Annotated in this window: 17 protein-coding genes; 10 read left to right on the top strand and 7 right to left on the bottom strand. The window is 70.4% G+C overall.

The features are described 5' to 3' along the window. Window positions 1-72: 72 nt before the first annotated feature. Together NS331_RS06930 and NS331_RS06925 are read left to right on the top strand one after the other, a co-directional pair. Complete coding sequence (locus NS331_RS06930; protein ID WP_058641271.1) at window positions 73-1266, top strand: PLP-dependent transferase; 1194 nt, start codon at window positions 73-75, stop codon at window positions 1264-1266. 125 nt (window positions 1267-1391) lie between these two features. After that, a complete protein-coding gene (locus tag NS331_RS06925; protein ID WP_058641309.1) occupies window positions 1392-1595 on the top strand; it encodes a hypothetical protein in 204 nt (67 codons plus the stop codon). Between the two features lie 52 nt (window positions 1596-1647). On the opposite strand, the gene NS331_RS06920 is transcribed toward NS331_RS06925, so the two are convergent. Continuing rightward, window positions 1648-2319 carry an arylesterase gene (locus NS331_RS06920; protein ID WP_082702312.1) on the bottom strand — a complete coding sequence of 224 codons (672 nt, stop codon included), beginning with the start codon at window positions 2317-2319 and terminating at the stop codon, window positions 1648-1650. Window positions 2320-2326: 7 nt separating this feature from the next. Here NS331_RS06920 and NS331_RS06915 point away from each other — a divergent pair, with 7 nt between their 5' ends. From NS331_RS06915 to fghA, 4 genes are all read left to right on the top strand, one after another. Continuing rightward, on the top strand, window positions 2327-3037 hold the full coding sequence (locus NS331_RS06915; protein ID WP_058641270.1) for an ABC transporter ATP-binding protein: 711 nt from the start codon (window positions 2327-2329) through the stop codon (window positions 3035-3037). Window positions 3038-3126: 89 nt separating this feature from the next. Continuing rightward, the gene (locus tag NS331_RS06910) at window positions 3127-3402 is read left to right on the top strand and encodes a metal/formaldehyde-sensitive transcriptional repressor (RefSeq protein ID WP_058641269.1); all 276 of its coding nucleotides are present in this window, start codon (window positions 3127-3129) and stop codon (window positions 3400-3402) included. Window positions 3403-3456: 54 nt separating this feature from the next. Continuing rightward, window positions 3457-4569 carry an S-(hydroxymethyl)glutathione dehydrogenase/class III alcohol dehydrogenase gene (locus NS331_RS06905; protein ID WP_058641268.1) on the top strand — a complete coding sequence of 371 codons (1113 nt, stop codon included), beginning with the start codon at window positions 3457-3459 and terminating at the stop codon, window positions 4567-4569. Between the two features lie 13 nt (window positions 4570-4582). Beyond that, window positions 4583-5419, top strand: coding sequence for an S-formylglutathione hydrolase (gene fghA / locus NS331_RS06900; RefSeq protein ID WP_058641267.1), 837 nt, complete (start codon window positions 4583-4585; stop codon window positions 5417-5419). Between the two features lie 101 nt (window positions 5420-5520). On the opposite strand, the gene NS331_RS06895 is transcribed toward fghA, so the two are convergent. Both NS331_RS06895 and NS331_RS06890 read right to left on the bottom strand, forming a co-directional pair. Next, entirely contained in the window at window positions 5521-6486 is a 966-nt protein-coding gene (locus NS331_RS06895) for a tripartite tricarboxylate transporter substrate binding protein (RefSeq protein ID WP_440589369.1), read from the bottom strand. A gap of 175 nt (window positions 6487-6661) precedes the next feature. Then, window positions 6662-7561: a LysR family transcriptional regulator gene (locus tag NS331_RS06890; RefSeq protein WP_058641265.1), complete on the bottom strand. Its 900-nt coding sequence runs from the start codon at window positions 7559-7561 to the stop codon at window positions 6662-6664. Between the two features lie 99 nt (window positions 7562-7660). Between NS331_RS06890 and NS331_RS06885 the strand changes: the two genes are divergently transcribed. From NS331_RS06885 to NS331_RS06875, 3 genes are all read left to right on the top strand, one after another. Then, window positions 7661-9307, top strand: a complete 1647-nt coding sequence (locus tag NS331_RS06885) for an FAD-dependent monooxygenase (protein WP_058641264.1) — start codon at window positions 7661-7663, stop codon at window positions 9305-9307. 171 nt (window positions 9308-9478) lie between these two features. After that, window positions 9479-10240: a 23S rRNA (guanosine(2251)-2'-O)-methyltransferase RlmB gene (gene rlmB, locus NS331_RS06880; protein WP_058641263.1), complete on the top strand. Its 762-nt coding sequence runs from the start codon at window positions 9479-9481 to the stop codon at window positions 10238-10240. Window positions 10241-10265: 25 nt separating this feature from the next. Next, the gene (locus NS331_RS06875) at window positions 10266-10610 is read left to right on the top strand and encodes a hypothetical protein (protein WP_058641262.1); all 345 of its coding nucleotides are present in this window, start codon (window positions 10266-10268) and stop codon (window positions 10608-10610) included. 29 nt (window positions 10611-10639) lie between these two features. On the opposite strand, the gene NS331_RS06870 is transcribed toward NS331_RS06875, so the two are convergent. Genes NS331_RS06870 through NS331_RS06860 form a run of 3 tightly spaced genes read right to left on the bottom strand, consistent with a single transcriptional unit; the run spans window position 10640 to window position 13654 of the window. Further along, a complete protein-coding gene (locus NS331_RS06870; RefSeq protein WP_058641307.1) occupies window positions 10640-11527 on the bottom strand; it encodes an isocitrate lyase/PEP mutase family protein in 888 nt (295 codons plus the stop codon). A gap of 11 nt (window positions 11528-11538) precedes the next feature. After that, a complete protein-coding gene (locus NS331_RS06865; protein WP_058641261.1) occupies window positions 11539-12495 on the bottom strand; it encodes a Bug family tripartite tricarboxylate transporter substrate binding protein in 957 nt (318 codons plus the stop codon). 40 nt (window positions 12496-12535) lie between these two features. Next, a complete protein-coding gene (locus NS331_RS06860) occupies window positions 12536-13654 on the bottom strand; it encodes a TauD/TfdA family dioxygenase (RefSeq protein ID WP_058641260.1) in 1119 nt (372 codons plus the stop codon). A gap of 133 nt (window positions 13655-13787) precedes the next feature. Here NS331_RS06860 and NS331_RS06855 point away from each other — a divergent pair, with 133 nt between their 5' ends. Further along, entirely contained in the window at window positions 13788-14702 is a 915-nt protein-coding gene (locus NS331_RS06855) for a LysR family transcriptional regulator (RefSeq protein ID WP_082702311.1), read from the top strand. Here the strand turns inward: NS331_RS06855 and NS331_RS06850 are convergent. After that, window positions 14660-15562, bottom strand: a complete 903-nt coding sequence (locus NS331_RS06850; protein WP_058641259.1) for a LysR family transcriptional regulator — start codon at window positions 15560-15562, stop codon at window positions 14660-14662. The genes NS331_RS06855 and NS331_RS06850 overlap by 43 nt on opposite strands. Window positions 15563-15641: the final 79 nt, after the last annotated feature.

The raw sequence follows: 15641 nt of genomic DNA, 5'->3' as shown, positions 1-15641 counted from the left end.
GGCCGGCCCTTTCCGGCGCCTGCGGCATCGTCGGACGCGAGGCGCCTGCCACGACGGGCTAGCATCGGCGGCATGAGCGCATCCGCCACCGATCTCATTCATCACTCTTACGTCCCGCCGTCGAGCTTCGAGGCCCCGCAGCCGGGCGTCTTCAAGGCCTCGACCGTGTTCTTCCCCAATGTCGCCGCCATGCGCGCGCGCGACTGGAAGGGCAAGGGCGGCTACACCTACGGCCTGCACGGCACGCCCACCACCTTCCTGCTCGAGGAGCGGCTCGCCGCGCTGGAGGGTGGGCGCCAGTGCCTGCTGGCGCCCAGCGGCCTGGCCGCCATCGCGGTGGTGGCGCTGTCGCTGCTCAGCCGCGGCGACGAGGTGCTGATTCCCGACAACGCCTACGGCCCCAACAAGGCCCTGGCCGCGGGCGAACTGGCCAACTACGGCATCACCCACCGGTTCTACGACGCGATGGACCCGGCCGACCTGGCCGCGCGCATTTCCGAACGCACGCGGCTGGTGTGGATCGAGGCACCCGGCTCGGTCACGATGGAATTCCCCGATCTGCCAGCCCTGGTCGCCGCCTGCCGCGCACGCGGCGTAGCCTGCGCCCTGGACAACACCTGGGGCGCTGGCCTGGCTTTCAACCCGTTCGACCTCGTCGGCGACGGGCAGGGCGTGGACATCTCGGTGCATGCCCTGACCAAGTACCCCAGCGGCGGCGGCGACGTGCTGATGGGCAGCGTGGTCACACGCGACGAGGCGCTGCACCTCAAGCTCAAGCTGACGCACATGCGGCTGGGTCTGGGCGTGGGGGCCAACGACGCCGAGGCGCTGCTGCGCTCCCTGCCCAGCGTGCATCTGCGCTACGCGGCGCACGACCGCGCGGCGCGCACGCTCGCCACCTGGCTGGGCGAGCGCGAGGAGATCGCGCAGGTGCTGCATCCGGCGCTGCCCGGCTCGCCCGGCCATGCGCACTGGCAGACGCTGTGCGGTGCCAGCGACCTGGCCGCGGGCCTGTTCTCGGTGGTGTTCGACGGCCGCTACACGGTCGAGGCCGTAGACCGCTTCTGCGACAGCCTGCGGCTGTTCAAGCTGGGCTACTCCTGGGGCGGGCCGGTGAGCCTGGTCGTGCCCTACGACATCGGCCTGATGCGCGACCCCGGCATCACCCGGTGGCCGCATAAGGGCACCCTGGTGCGCTTCTCCGTGGGGCTGGAGTGTGTCGAGGACTTGCAGGCCGACCTGGCGCAGGCGCTGGCGAAGCTGTGAAAGCCGGCCTCGGCAGCCGCCGTGGTCTCGCCCGGCGCGCCGTAGGCACGTCCGGCGATATCGCTTACATTGGTACGGAGGTTGCCCCGATCCTGGGGCGGCGGCATTGAAAAGGAGGCGTGCGCGTGGCCACACCCAATTACGGTTACGAGAAGCGACAGCGGGAGCTGGCCAAGAAGAAGAAGAAAGAGGAGAAGCTGCGTGCCAAGGCCGACCGCAAGCTGGAGCCCGAGAGCCCGGGCCTGATGCCCGGCGATCCGGAAACCGACGTCGCCTCGCTCGAGCGCGATCCGCCCACCGTGCCGGAACTGCCCACCAAGAACGGGTGAGCCCTCCGCCAGGTCCGGCCATGCCCGACCTGGCTTTCGTTTCTGGCGCCGCTCAACGCAGCATCTTGCGCACGGCGGGCCAGACGTTTTCGAGAATGCGCGGATGCGCGATGGCCAGCGGATGGATGCGGTCCGCCTGGAACATCGACGCGGCATCCGGCCCGTCCGCCACGTTCCTGAGCAGGAAGGGCACCACGTCCGCCTTGTTGGCGCGGGCGACGCGCTCGAAGATCTCGCCGAAGCGGCGCGTGTAGTCGGTGCCGTAGTTCGGCGGCACCTGGATCCCCACCACCAGCACCTTCGCGCCGGCCGCCTGGCTGGCCTTGACCATCTGGTTCAGGTTGTCCTCGGTCGATGCCAGCGGCAGGCCGCGGAGGGCATCGTTGGCGCCCAGTTCCAGGATGACGTGCGTGGGCCTGTGCTGCGCCAGCAGCGCCGGCAGCCGCGCCCGGCCGCCCGAGGTGGTGTCGCCGCTGATGCTGGCATTGACCACGCGAGCGGGGATCTTCTGTTCGGCCAGGCGCTTCTCCATCAGCGCAACCCAGCCCTCGCCGCGCTTGAGGCCGTACTCGGCCGAGAGCGAATCGCCCACCACCAGGATGACCGGGCTGCGGGCGCCCGCCGGCTGGGCATGGGCCCAAAGACCCCACGGGCCCGCCGCCGACAGGGCCAGCGCACCGCGCAAGATAAAGTGACGTCGAATCAGCACGCGAGTCCTTTCCATCCAATCCATGTCCAACACCGCGGAAGCCATCGTCGCCGTCGAACACGTCTACAAGTCCGTCGCCGATTCCACCGGCACGCTGGACATTCTGCAAGACATCCATTTCACCCTGGGCGCGCGGGAGACCGCCGCGATCGTCGGTGCGTCGGGCTCGGGCAAGAGCACGCTGCTGTCGATCATCGCGGGTCTGGACGTGCCGACCAAAGGCACCGTCCGCCTCGCCGGCGAGGACCTGTTCGCGGTGGAGGAGGACGACCGCGCCGCACTGCGCGCGCGGCAGGTGGGCTTCGTGTTCCAGAGCTTCCAGCTGCTGGGCAACCTGACGGCGCTGGAGAACGTGATGCTGCCGCTGGAGCTGGCCGGCCGCCGCGATGCCCGCCGTGACGCGGCCGAGATGCTGGAGCGCGTCGGCCTCGCGCAGCGCCTGGGCCACTATCCCAAGCTGCTGTCCGGCGGCGAGCAGCAGCGCGTGGCCCTGGCGCGCGCCTTCGTCGTGCAGCCGCGCCTGCTGCTGGCGGACGAGCCCACGGGCAGCCTGGACTTCGCCACCGGCGAGCAGGTGATGCAGCTCATGTTCGACCTCAACCGCGAGCTGGGCACCACGCTGCTGCTGGTGACGCACGACCGGGGCATCGCGCAGCGCTGCGAGCGGCGCATCACCATCGCCGCGGGCCGGGTGGCGCAGGACGAAGCGACGGCCGCGCCACTGGCCGCCTGAACAGGCCCTGCACAAGGGGCCGGGCGAGATCGCGCTCGACGCTCGGGCCCCTCGACCCTATACTCCCCCGGAGTATCGAAGGAGCGACCTTGCCGCATTCCGCCGAAGAGAAAAAGCGCGTCATCACCCGGCTGCGCCGCATTCGCGGCCAGACCGAGGCGCTGGAGCGCGCGGTGGAGGCCGGCACCGATTGCGGCGCATTGCTGCAGCAGCTGTCGGCGCTGCGTGGCGCTGCCACCGGCCTGATGGCCGAGGTGCTCGACAGCCACCTTCGCGAAACCTTCGGCACGGCCGGCGAACGGCCGGCCGACGCCCAGGCCGAGATCGAGCAGGTGATGCGCATCGTGCGCAGCTACCTGCGCTGAGACGGCCGTCATCCCGCGCACCGATCCATCCCCATCTCATCCGGAGAACCGACCATGAAATCCCGCGCTGCCGTTGCCTTCAAGGCCGGAGAACCCCTGCAGATCGTCGAACTCGACGTGGCGCCGCCGAAGAAGGGCGAAGTGCTGGTCAAGATCACCCACACCGGCGTGTGCCACACCGACGCCTTCACGCTGAGCGGCGACGACCCGGAAGGGCTGTTCCCCGCCGTGCTGGGCCATGAGGGCGCCGGCATCGTGGTGGAGGTGGGCGAGGGCGTCACCAGCGTCAAGCCGGGCGACCACGTCATTCCCCTCTACACCGCCGAATGCGGCGAATGCCTGTTCTGCAAGAGCGGCAAGACCAACCTTTGCGTGGCCGTGCGCGCCACGCAGGGCAAGGGCGTGATGCCCGACGGCACCACCCGCTTCAGCTACAACGGCCAGCCGGTCTACCACTACATGGGCTGCTCGACCTTCAGCGAGTACACCGTGGTGGCCGAGGTGTCGCTGGCCAAGATCAGCCCCGACGCCAACCCCGAGCAGGTCTGCCTGCTGGGCTGCGGCGTGACCACGGGCCTGGGCGCCGTCAAGAACACGGCCAAGGTGCAGGAAGGTGATTCGGTCGCCGTCTTCGGCCTGGGCGGCATCGGCCTGGCGGTGATCCAGGGCGCCAAGCTGGCCAAGGCCGGCCGCATCATCGCCATCGACACCAACCCGTCCAAGTTCGACCTGGCGCGCACCTTCGGCGCCACCGACTGCGTCAACCCCAAGGACTTCGACAAGCCGATCCAGCAGGTGATCGTCGAGATGACGACCTGGGGCGTGGATCACAGCTTCGAATGCATCGGCAACGTCAACGTCATGCGCGCCGCCCTGGAATGCGCGCACCGCGGCTGGGGCCAGTCCGTGATCATCGGCGTGGCGGGCGCGGGCCAGGAGATCTCGACGCGGCCCTTCCAGCTGGTCACCGGCCGCCGCTGGCTGGGCACGGCCTTCGGCGGCGTCAAGGGCCGCTCGCAGCTGCCCGGCATGGTGGAGGACGCGATGGCCGGCCGCATCCAGCTGGAGCCCTTCGTCACCCACACCATGCCGCTCACCGGCATCAACGAGGCCTTCGACCTGATGCACGAGGGCAAGTCGATCCGCTCCGTCGTGCACTACGCCTGAGCGCGCGACCACGATGGAACGCGTCGAACAACATGCCAGCTTCGGCGGCCGCCAGGAGGTGTGGAAGCACGCCTCCGCGGTGCTGGGCTGCGAGATGAAGCTGGGCGTCTACCTGCCGCCGGCCGCGCTGGCGGGTGAGGCCTGCCCGGTGCTGTACTGGCTGTCGGGCCTGACCTGCAGTGAACAGAACTTCATCACCAAGGCCGGCGCGCAGCAGCATGCGGCGCAGCACGGGCTGATCCTGGTGGCGCCCGACACCAGCCCGCGCGGCGATGCCATCGCCAACGACCCGGCCTACGACCTGGGGCAGGGCGCCGGCTTTTACCTCAATGCCACGCAGGCGCCCTGGGCGCCGCACTTCCGCATGGAGGACTATGTGGTGCAGGAACTGCCGGCGCTGGTGGAGCAGCATTTCGCCACCACCGCGCGGCGCGGCATCTCCGGCCATTCGATGGGCGGGCATGGCGCGCTGACGCTGGCGCTGCGTCATCCGGGCCGCTACGCGAGCGTGTCGGCGTTCTCGCCCATCGTGGCGCCGACCCAGGTGCCGTGGGGCCAGAAGGCTTTCGCGGCCTACCTGGGCGAGGACCGTGGCGAATGGGCGGCCCATGACGCGGTCGAACTGATCGGCACCGCCACCGAGCGCCTGCCGCTGCTGGTGGACCAGGGCGAGGGCGATGAATTCCTGGCCGGACAGCTCAAGCCGCAGCTGCTGCAGAAGGCCTGCCAGGCTGCAGGCCATCCGCTCACGCTGCGCATGCAGCCGGGCTACGACCACAGCTACTACTTCGTCGCCAGCTTCATCGGCGACCACGTGGCGCACCACGCCGCGGCGCTCAAAGGGGCCTGATCCGCGTACCCGCCGGCAGATGGCGCCTGCCATCCGCCGGCGCCTGGCCGAAGCTGATCGAGGCGGGCCGTGCGTTCAGGCGCGCAATGCGCTCGCGCCGCTCATTCGGCCGTGATGTTGCCGGTGCGCACCACGTCCGCCCAGCGCGCGGCGTCCTTGGCGATCAGCTTGCCGAACTCTGCCGGCGTGGCCTGCGCGGGCACCATGCCCTGCGCCTCGAAGATGGTCGCCACCTCGGGCTGCCGGAGCACGTCGGCGATCTCGCGGTTGAGGCGCTCGATGACCGGCTGCGGCGTGCCCTTGGGCGCCAGCACGCCGTACCACATGTCCACGTTGCCCATCCTGATGCCGGCCTCGGCCAGCGTGGGCGTCTGCGGCAGTTGCGGCATGCGCTTGTCGCTGCCCGCGGCCAGGGCCTGCAGCTTGCCGGCCTTGATGTGCGGCAGGGCGACGTGCACCGGCAGGAACATGGCGTCGAGCCGGCCGCCGAGCAGGTCGGTCACGGCACCGGCCGTGCCCTTGTAGGGCACGTGCAGCAGATCGATGCCCGAAGTCTGCGTGAGCAGCGCCATCGACAGGTGGTGCGGCGTGCCGACGCCGGGCGTGCCGTAGGTGAGCTGGCCGGGCCGCGCCTTGGCCTGCGCCACGAACTCGGCGACGGTGTGCGCCTTCTGCACCTGCGGATTGGTCACCAGCAGCAGCGTGCCCCAGGAGGTCAGCGCCACCGGCGCGAAGTCGTTGACCGGGTCGTAGGGCAGCGACTTGTAGAGGCTCTTGTTCATCACCAGCGTGTTGACCTGCACCAGCAGCGTGTAGCCGTCGGGCGCGGCGCGGGCCACGCGCTCGCTGCCGATGTTGCCGCTGGCGCCGGCCACGTTGTCCACCACCACCGGTTGGCCCAGGGTCTTGGGCAGGCGGGCCGAGAGCTGGCGCGCCACGATGTCGATGCCCGTGCCGGGCGTGTAGGGCACCACCAGCGTGATGGGCCGGTCGGGCCAGGCCCAGGCGGGGGCGGCGGCCGTCATCGCGGCGGCCACCACGGGCAGCCAGCGCATCCATTTCTTCATCATGTCTGTCTCCACTCCTGCCGCGTGGGCGGCGTTCGATCGCAAATCTGCGCCGGCGCAAGGCGACGCATCGGTATGCGTGCTATTGGGCCAGCCGCCGGCCATGAAGTGAAATTCAGGAATCACATGCATTGATTAGCCGCCGCAATGAATGCGGCGGCACGCGCGGGCGCCTTCAGCGCGACATCGTGGGCAGCAGCTCGACCAGCACCTCGTCGAAGGCCTGCATCGCCGCCGTCTGCGCTGCGCCGCGGCGGGACACGCGGTAGAAGCCCAGCTTGAGCTGCGGGCTGCCCAGCACCTCCATGGCCACGCGGTGGTGCCGGCAGGCGGCCACGGCGAAGGTGGGAATGACGGCATGGCCGAAGCCGGCTTCCACCATCGAGATCATGGTGGCGATGAAGCTCACCGGCTGCGTGTCGCCGGGGGCCACGCCCAGGCGGTGCAGGTGGGTGTCGATGCTGCGCTGGATCGGGTTTTCGGCCGGCAGGGTGATCAGCCGCGTGCCGCGCAGCGAGGTCCAGGTGCCGCGGCCCAGCGCGGCGGGTGACGCGCTCGCGGGCGAGACCTTCATCAGCGCGAACTCGGCGATCTGCCGCCGCACCAGGCCCGCGCTCACCTTGAAGAAGAAGCCCAGCCCGATGTCGGCCGCGCCCGATTCCACCAGCGCCTGCACGCCCTGCAGGTCGCTGTCCATGAGCTGGATGCGCACCTCGGGCTGCGCCTGGCTGAAGCGCGCCAGCATCTGCGGCAGCAGGTGCGAGGACACCAGCGGCGTCGCCGCGATGCGCAGTTGCTGCCGGGTGCGCTGGCCCAGCGCGCCGACCTCGGTGCCGGCGTCGTCCAGCTGCTGCAGCACGTTCTCGGCCACCGCAGCGAAGCGCCGGCCCGCCTCGGTCAGCTGCACGGCGCGCGTCGTGCGGTCGAACAGGCGCGCACCCAGCTGCTTCTCGACCTCGCGCACCAGGATGCTGAGGCCGGCCTGGGTCATGTGCACCCGCTCGGCGGCGCGGGTGAAGCTGCCGGCCTGGGCGACGCTCAGGAAGGCGCGGATCTGCCGCATGGTCAGGTTCATATGCTGATTTTATGAGTGCATGTCATACCTAAACTTGTCTGATGCCTGGGGCTGCGGCCCAATACGGCCATCGCTTCCACGACATCGAGACCGCACACCATGACCGCAGACAACGCAAGCGCCGGCCTTCCCCACGACAAGACGCAGGTCGTCATCGTCGGCGGCGGGCCGGTGGGCATCGGCCTGGCCATCGAGCTGGGCCAGCGGGGCATCCATTGCACGCTGGTGGAGCGCCACCGCGAGCCGCAGCCCATTCCCAAGGGCCAGAACCTGACGCAGCGCACGATGGAGCATTTCCATTTCTGGGGTGCCGAGGCGGCCCTGCGCGCGGCCCGCACCATTCCGCCCGAATACGGCATCGGCGGCCTGACGGCGCATGGCACCCTGCTCGGCCCCTACCACTACGACTGGCTGCAGCGCGAGCTGGTGCGGCCCTACTACTTCACCGCCAACGAGCGCCTGCCGCAGTACGCCACCGAGGCCGTGCTGCGCGCCCGGGCGGCGCAGCTGCCCACGGTGCGCGTGCTCTACGGCTGGACGGCCGAGGACGTCCGGGTGGACGGCGACACCGTCTTCGCCGAGGTGGCCGAGACGGGCGGCGAGGGCCGCCGCGTCATCGAAGGCCGCTACCTGGTCGGCTGCGACGGCAGCCGCTCCAGGGTGCGCGCCCAGGCCGGCATCACGCAGACGCTGTCGGACCACGACCGCATGATGGTGCTGCTGGTGTTCCGCTCCGAGGGCCTGCACCAGCTGCTGTCGCGCTACCCCGGCAAGTCCTACTACAACGTGCTGCAGCCCGAGCTGGACGGCTACTGGAAGTTCTTCGGCCGGGTGGACCTGGGCAGCACCTGGTTCTTTCATGCGCCGGTGCCGCCGGGCACCACGCGCGACAACTTCGACTTCACGCGCTACCTGCAGGAGGCCGTCGGCGCCGAGTTCGACGTGGACTTCCAGCACATCGGCTTCTGGGACCTGCGCTTCGCCATCGCCGACACCTACCGCGCCGGCCCGGTGTTCATCGCCGGCGACGCGGCCCACAGCCATCCGCCCTATGGCGGCTACGGCGTCAACACCGGCTTCGAGGATGCCCGCAACCTGGGCTGGAAGCTCGCCGCCACGCTGCAGGGCTGGGGCGGCGAGGCACTGCTCGATTCCTACGACGCGGAGCGCCGGCCGGTGTTCGCCTCCACGGCGCGGGACTTCATCGCCCGCGCCATCGACATCGACCGCGACTTTCTGCGCGCCCACGATCCGGACCGCGACCGCCCGGCCTTCGAGCAGGCCTGGAATGCACGCAGCAGTGGCGCCGTGGGCGAGGTGCAGTCCTTCGAGCCGCACTACGAAGGCTCGCCGGTGGTGCAGCCCGCGCCCGATGCGAAGGCCGGCGCGTGCAGCGCCGTGGGCAGCCACAGCTTCCAGGCGCGGGCCGGCCACCATCTGGCGCCGGCGGCGCTGACGGACGGTCGCAACGTGTTCGAGGCGCTGGGCACCGGCTTCACGCTGCTGGCGTTCGGCGCGCGGGACGAGGACGTCGATGCGCTGGCCGATGCGGCCAAGGCCGCCGGGCTGCCGCTGACCGTGCTGCGCGACAGCGCCGAGGGCGAACGCCAGCGCTACGGCGCCGCCCTGGTGCTGGTGCGGCCGGACCAGTTCGTCGCCTGGGCCGGCGACGGCTTGGTGGGTGCCGACCAGGCGCGGCAACTGGTCGCCACGGTGCAGGGCGCCGAGGCGCTGGTCGCCGCCTAGAACACACGTTGGCGACGGCCGCGGCGGCGACGCCGCGACCTGTCTGAACCGGGCCCGTCGGCGCGGCACGGCCCGCGCCTGCAACCTGCACGCCCATGCGGCGCCCGCCGACACGTTGGGCATGGGTCGCCGCCGGATGTGCGATGAGGGGCGCGGATAATCGCCCGCGTTATGTCTTCCTCTCCCAAAGTGATCTTCGGCTTCCACGCCGTGGGCGTTCGGCTGAAGACCTCGCCGGGTTCCGTCCTCGAGGTGCTGTTCGATCCCACGCGGCGCGATGCCCGCATGAAGCAGTTCATCGCCCGCGCCCAGGAAAGCGGCGTGCGCCTCATCGAAGCCGACGGCGTGCGCCTGGCGCGCCTGACCGGCGGCCATGGCCACCAGGGCGTCGCCGCGCGCGTGGAGCCTGTCGCCCAGACCCATTCCCTCGACGAGCTGCTCGACCAGCTCGACGCCGCCGGCACCGTGCCGCTGCTGCTGGTGCTCGACGGCGTGACCGATCCGCACAACCTCGGCGCCTGCCTGCGCGTGGCCGACGGCGCCGGCGCCCAGGCCGTGATCGCGCCCAAGGACCATGCCGCCGGCATCAACGCCACCGTGGCCAAGGTGGCCAGCGGCGCCGCCGAGACGGTGCCGTACTTCATGGTGACCAACCTGGCGCGCACGCTCAACGAGCTCAAGGAGCGCGACATCTGGGTCGTCGGCACCAGCGACGACGCACCCGGCACCCTCTACCAGTGCGACATGCGCCGGCCCACGGCCCTGGTGCTCGGCGCCGAGGGCGCCGGCATGCGCCAGCTCACCCGCAAGACCTGCGACGAGCTGGTGAGCATTCCCATGGCCGGCGCCGTCGAGAGCCTGAACGTGTCGGTCGCCAGCGGCGTGTGCCTGTACGAGGCCATGCGCCAGCGCCAGGCGCCTGCCGCCTCCTGATCATCCAAGAGCAAGACGAGAAGCCATGAACGACAACAACGACGACAACGCACTTCCGGGCCAGGGCGCCGCCTTCGAGCCCTCGGGCAAGCTGGCCTTCGACATGACGCTGGCGCTGTACCTGGACCTGGTCGCGCTGCTGGAGCGCAACGGCGTGGTCAGCTACCGCCAGATGGCGGCGCGCGTGCTCAACATCAGCATGAACGCCCGCGAGGACGGCAACCAGCCCTTGGCCTCGGCGCTCGAGGGCATCGCCCAGGGCCTCGCCGGCCGGGGCGACGGGCTGTCGATCAACACGCTCAAGGTCGCCGGCGACCTGCGCAACGACGAAGCCATGGGCGACATTCCCATGCGGCCCGACGGACTCTGACGGGTTGCGCGGACCGCGCCGCGCCCGTCTCAGCGCGGCACGGTCGCCGGATCGGCGTAGCGCCGGCCGTGCGCCAGCAGCTCCGGCGTGCCGATGACCGCGTTGAGCTGGTCGAAGTCGAGCATCAGCGGACGCATCGACGCCGTGCTGCCCTCCAGGGCCAAGGACTGGAAGTAGCGCTGCAATCCGGCCGCCACCCAGCGGGCGGTGCCGCCGGGAAAGATGACGATGCGAAAGCCCAGTTCGCCGAGGTCGGACGCTCGGCTCACGGGCGTCAACCCACCCTCGATCATGTTGGCCAGCAGCGGCAGGCGCGGCGCGAAGCGCCGGCAGGCGGCCACCATGTCCTCGCGCGTGCGCAGCGCCTCGATGAACAGCCCGTCCACGCCACAGGCGGCGTAGGCCTCGGCGCGCGCGAAGGCGGCCTCCAGCCCCTCGACCGCCACCGCATCGGTGCGGGCCAGGATGAGCGTGTCCGCATCGCGCCGCGCATCCAGGGCGGCCTTGAGCTTGCCGCACATCTCGGCCTGCGACACCAGGGCCTTGCCGGCCAGGTGGCCGCAGCGCTTGGGAAAGTCCTGGTCCTCCAGCTGGATCATGGCGGCGCCGGCGCGCTCCAGGTCGCGCACCGTGCGCTGCACGTTCAGCGCGTTGCCGTAGCCCGTGTCGGCATCGACGATCACAGGCAGGTCCACCCGGTCGGTGATGCGGGCGAGCACCTCCGCCGTCTCGGTCGCGGTGGTCAGCCCCACGTCGGAGCGGCCGAGCTGGGTATACGCCACCGCGCCGCCCGACAGGTACAGCGCCTCGAAGCCCGCCTGCTGCGCGAGCAGGGCGGTGAGGGCGTCGTATACGCCGGGCACCAGCAGCGGGCGTGCTTCCGCCAGGCGTCGACGCAGCCGGGCGCCGGGGGACATGGTCTGCCCGCTCATTCCGGCCGCGCTCCGGTGGCCGTGACGATCCGGCCCCAGCGCTGGATCTCGCTCTTCACGAAGCGGCCGAATTCCTCGCGGCCCGTGCCCATGGCGATCAGTCCCTCGGTCTTGAAGCGCTCCTTCATGGCGGGCGTGTTGAGCGATTCGCGTGCGGCACGCGAGAACTGCTCGGCCAGCTCCGGGTTCATGCCGGCCGGCCCGAAGAGGCCGTACCAGGCGCTGAAGTCGAATCCCGGGATGGCCTCGGCGATGGCGGGAACGTCCGGAAACTCTGGCAGCCGCTGCGCGCTGGTGACGCCCAGGGCCTTCACCTTGCCCGCGCGGATCTGCGGCTGCACGCTGGCCACGCCGGCGATGGCCAGCTCGATCTGGCCGGCAATCACGTCCTGCAGCGCCGGGCCGGTGCCCTTGTACGGCACGCTCGTGATCTTCAGGCCGGCATCGAGCTTGAGCACCTCGCCGGCCAGATGGTTGGCGCTGCCCAGGCCGGCGATGGCGATGTTGAGCTTGCCGGGCCGGGCCTTGGCGAGGGCGATCAGTTCGCGGATGTTGTTGGCCGGCACCGAAGGATGGGCCACCAGGATGCCGGGCAGCGAGGCGATGCCCGCCAACGGCGTGAAGTCGGCGACGGGATCGAAGGGCAGCTTGTCGTAGAGCGTCGGATTGATGGCATGGCTGGTGTAGCTCAGCAGCAGCGTGCTGCCGTCCGGCGCGGCCTTGGCCACGGCCGCCGCAGCGATGTTGCCGGCGGCACCGGGCCGGTTGTCGATCACGAACTGCCGGTTCATGCGCGGGCCCATCTCGTGGCCCAGCGAGCGGGCCACGATGTCGGTGCCGCCGCCGGGCGTGGCGCCGACCAGCAGCCGGCTGACGGTCTGGGCACGCAGCGGCCCGAAGGCCAGTCCCAGCGGAGCGGCGCCCAGGGCGCGGATCAGGTGGCGTCGTTGCATGGTGTTTGTCTCCTCGTGGGCTCTGTCGGCTTTCCGGGACTCAGGCCGCAGCCGGCTCGCGGGTGACCAGCGGCCGCCAGGGCCGCCAGGCCATGCCCAGGGTGCGGGCCTGCCGTTCCTCGTAGTCGAGGAACTCGCGGGTGATGGCGCTGCCGCGCACGCCGCCGCGCACTGCGCCGGCACGCACGTCGCCGTAGTATTCCTCCCACTGCGGCGGCAGCGGCTGAGAGGTGGGCACGGCCAGCCACAGGCGCAGCAGGTGGCGCTTCTGGTCGGGCTCGTCGAAGTCCTCGAAGTTCGTGCGCGAATGCAGCGTCACGTAGTTGTTGAGCAGCTGCATGTCGCCGCGCTCCAGTTCCATCGAATAGCAGAGCTTGTCGCTGGGCATCAGCGCATCGAGCAGGTCCAGCGCCTCGACCTGCGCGGGCGTCAGCCGGGGCACGTCGTCGAAGTCGCGCTGGGCGGCGTCGGTGTTCTTGCGGTTGGTGCGGGCGCAGAAATGCACCGGGTCGTCACCGAAGATCGGGCAGCCGTAGTAGGGCGGCTGCACCGGGTCCTGCGTGCCCTGGTAGCTGTGGAACCAGCGCTGCTGCAGCACCGGGATCAGGTCGGGCCGCAGCCGTTGCACCTCGTCGCGCAGTGCGATGGAACTGATCACCTTGCTGGTGCCGCCGCTGCGCGCCGTGCGCCGGCACAGCAGGGCGACCACGTCGCAGGAGTCCTGGTGGAAGTCCAGGCCGGCGTTGGTGTTGTAGCCGCGTCCGCCCTTGACCTTGTAGCTGGCGCCGACGTCGCGCACGTCGTTGATGATCTCGCTGGCGCGGTTCTGCGTGCGGCCCACGCCCATGTACAGGCTCATGCCCCAGTAGGCCAGCCGCGTGTCGGCCTCGGTCCAGCGCTCGACGGGAAAGCCCTTGAGCAGGCACATGCCCCAGCGGCCCTGGGTGGCATCGATGGCCCGCCGCAGCACGTCCTGCGACTCGGTGGGCAGCGGGAAGTCGGCCTGCGTCATGGCCAGCAACGGCTTGTCCAGCCGCCGCGCATGGGCGAGTGCCGCGTCGAAGCCGGCCACCTCGGCGGGGCTCATCCGCAGGATCCAGCTGTGGTCCTGGGCCACGTCCTGGGCCAGCCAGGCCCGGGGTTCGAAAGGGGAATGCATGGTGCGTGTCTCCTGGCCCACCGGGGGATGCCACGCATCGCGCTGGCCGGCATGGGCTGATGGAGAAGCAGTCTAGGTTTGCGCAGGATCAAGAAAAAGCGATGATTCTTGACTCTGAACATCAAGGACGTTGATGAAGGTCGAAGCCTTTGCCACCCTGCATGCCGTGATCCGCACCGGCAGCTTTGCGGGCGCCGCTGCCCAGATGAACCTCACGCCGAGTGCCGTGAGCATGCAGATGAAGCAGCTGGAGCAGTACCTGGGCCTGCCGCTGTTCGACCGCTCGGGGCCGCAGGTGCGCCCGCGGGTGGCGGCCTTCGATGTGGCCGCGGCCATGCGCGACGGCCTGCAGCGCATCGACGAGCTGCGCCGGCGGCCGACCATGGCCATCGAGGGCACCGTCCGGCTGGGCATCATCGAATCGCTGCTGCCCTCGCTGCTGCCGGGCACGCTGTCGGCGCTGCGGGCCGCGCATGGCCGGCTGGCCGTGCGGCCGGTCCGGGGCCGCAGCGCATCGCTGATCGCGGACGTGAAAGCCGGCCAGATCGACGCGGCGGTGGTTGCAATGCCGGCCAAGGGCGGCAGCGACCGGCTGCGCTGGTGGCCGCTGGCCCGGCGCGAGCTGGTGATGATCGCGCCGCCCGAGGCGCCGGAGGCCAGCCCCACGGCACTGCTGCGCCGCCACGACTGGATCCGCTACGACCGCTCGACCGTCACCGGCGCGATGGCGGCGCGGCATGTGCTGTCGCTGGTGCCGGACAAGCGCGGCAGCCTGGAGCTGGATTCGGCACCGGCCATCATCGCCATGGTCAGTGGCGGCCTGGGCGTGTCGATCATCCATCTGCTCGATGCGGCGCTGTGCCAGGCCTATCCGGTGCGCGAGCTGCGCCTGGGCCGCAATGCCCCGACCCTGGAGCTGACGCTCGTCACCCGCAAGGGCGCCGACGACGACCGGGCACTGGCCGTGGTGCGCGAGGCGCTGGCCGACCAGCTGCGCGACGCGCCTCAGCCGTCGCGGTCGGCCTCGCGCACCCGTGCGAGCAGGTAGTCGATGAACACCGTCGTCGCCCGCGTGTGGTGGCGGTTGGGCATGTACAGCATGTACATGTGGTTGCCGAAGATGGACAGCCGCCATTCGTCCAGCGTGGTCAGCACCTCGCCGCTCTCGACGGCGTTGCGCACCACGTAGTCGGGCACGATGCCCACGCCCAGGCCGGCCTCGATGGCCTGGCGCAGGAATTCGAAGTTCTCCGAGATCAGCGTCGGCTCCAGCAGCACCTCGTGGCGTTCCGCGCCCAGATAGGCGGCCACGCGAAGCTGGCGGCCGATCACCATGGCCGTGATCAGCGGCGACTGGCGCAGCGCTTCCAGCGACTGCGGCAGGCCGTGCGCCCGCGCATAGGCGGGCGAGGCGCAGGCCACGTAGCGCACGCGGCCCAGGTCGCGCGCCACCAGGTTCTGCGGCGGCTCGGACATCACGCGCACGGCGATGTCCACCTCGCCCTGGAGCAGGTCTTCCACCCGGTTCTCGAACACCACGTCCAGCACGATGCCGGGGTACTGCCGCTTGAAGTCGATCAGCCAGGCCGCCATCACCTGCTGGCCGTAACCGCTGGGCACCGACAGCCGGATGCGGCCCTGCAGGCTCTGGCCGAGCATCTGCACCGATTCGCGGGCGGCCAGCAGCTCATCCCGGATGGCGCGGCCGTGCTCATAGAGCCGCTGCCCGATCTCGGTGGGCTCGATGCGGCGGGTGGTGCGGCGCAGCAGTTGCTGGCCCAGCGTGCGTTCGAACTGGGCCAGGCGGTAGCTCACGTTGGCGCGGCTCATGCGCAGGCGGCGGGCGGCCTCGCTCAGGTTGCCGGCCTCGATGATCTCCACCAGCAGGGAGAGCATGTTCAGGTCCATCGTCAAATCCCATTTGACAGTCTGTCAAGCAAGCGGCGGATTGTCATCCAGGGCGAGCGGGACAAGAATGGGGCGTTGC

The organism is Pseudacidovorax intermedius (assembly GCF_001476815.1).
Taxonomy (GTDB): Bacteria; Pseudomonadota; Gammaproteobacteria; order Burkholderiales; family Burkholderiaceae_C; genus Xenophilus; species Xenophilus intermedius_A.
The sequence above is the reverse complement of the archived record's forward strand: the minus strand, read 5'-3'. Positions and strand labels throughout refer to the sequence as shown.

Coding starts and splice junctions, on each gene's coding strand:
- NS331_RS06930 (WP_058641271.1), top strand. CDS start 73: ATGAGCGCATCCGCCACCGATCTCATTCATCACTCTTACGTCCCGCCG.
- NS331_RS06920 (WP_082702312.1), bottom strand. CDS start 2,319: ATGGAAAGGACTCGCGTGCTGATTCGACGTCACTTTATCTTGCGCGGT.
- NS331_RS06915 (WP_058641270.1), top strand. CDS start 2,327: ATGTCCAACACCGCGGAAGCCATCGTCGCCGTCGAACACGTCTACAAG.
- NS331_RS06905 (WP_058641268.1), top strand. CDS start 3,457: ATGAAATCCCGCGCTGCCGTTGCCTTCAAGGCCGGAGAACCCCTGCAG.
- fghA (WP_058641267.1), top strand. CDS start 4,583: ATGGAACGCGTCGAACAACATGCCAGCTTCGGCGGCCGCCAGGAGGTG.
- NS331_RS06895 (WP_440589369.1), bottom strand. CDS start 6,486: ATGAAGAAATGGATGCGCTGGCTGCCCGTGGTGGCCGCCGCGATGACG.
- NS331_RS06890 (WP_058641265.1), bottom strand. CDS start 7,561: ATGAACCTGACCATGCGGCAGATCCGCGCCTTCCTGAGCGTCGCCCAG.
- NS331_RS06885 (WP_058641264.1), top strand. CDS start 7,661: ATGACCGCAGACAACGCAAGCGCCGGCCTTCCCCACGACAAGACGCAG.
- rlmB (WP_058641263.1), top strand. CDS start 9,479: ATGTCTTCCTCTCCCAAAGTGATCTTCGGCTTCCACGCCGTGGGCGTT.
- NS331_RS06875 (WP_058641262.1), top strand. CDS start 10,266: ATGAACGACAACAACGACGACAACGCACTTCCGGGCCAGGGCGCCGCC.
- NS331_RS06870 (WP_058641307.1), bottom strand. CDS start 11,527: ATGTCCCCCGGCGCCCGGCTGCGTCGACGCCTGGCGGAAGCACGCCCG.
- NS331_RS06865 (WP_058641261.1), bottom strand. CDS start 12,495: ATGCAACGACGCCACCTGATCCGCGCCCTGGGCGCCGCTCCGCTGGGA.
- NS331_RS06860 (WP_058641260.1), bottom strand. CDS start 13,654: ATGCATTCCCCTTTCGAACCCCGGGCCTGGCTGGCCCAGGACGTGGCC.
- NS331_RS06855 (WP_082702311.1), top strand. CDS start 13,788: ATGAAGGTCGAAGCCTTTGCCACCCTGCATGCCGTGATCCGCACCGGC.
- NS331_RS06850 (WP_058641259.1), bottom strand. CDS start 15,562: ATGGACCTGAACATGCTCTCCCTGCTGGTGGAGATCATCGAGGCCGGC.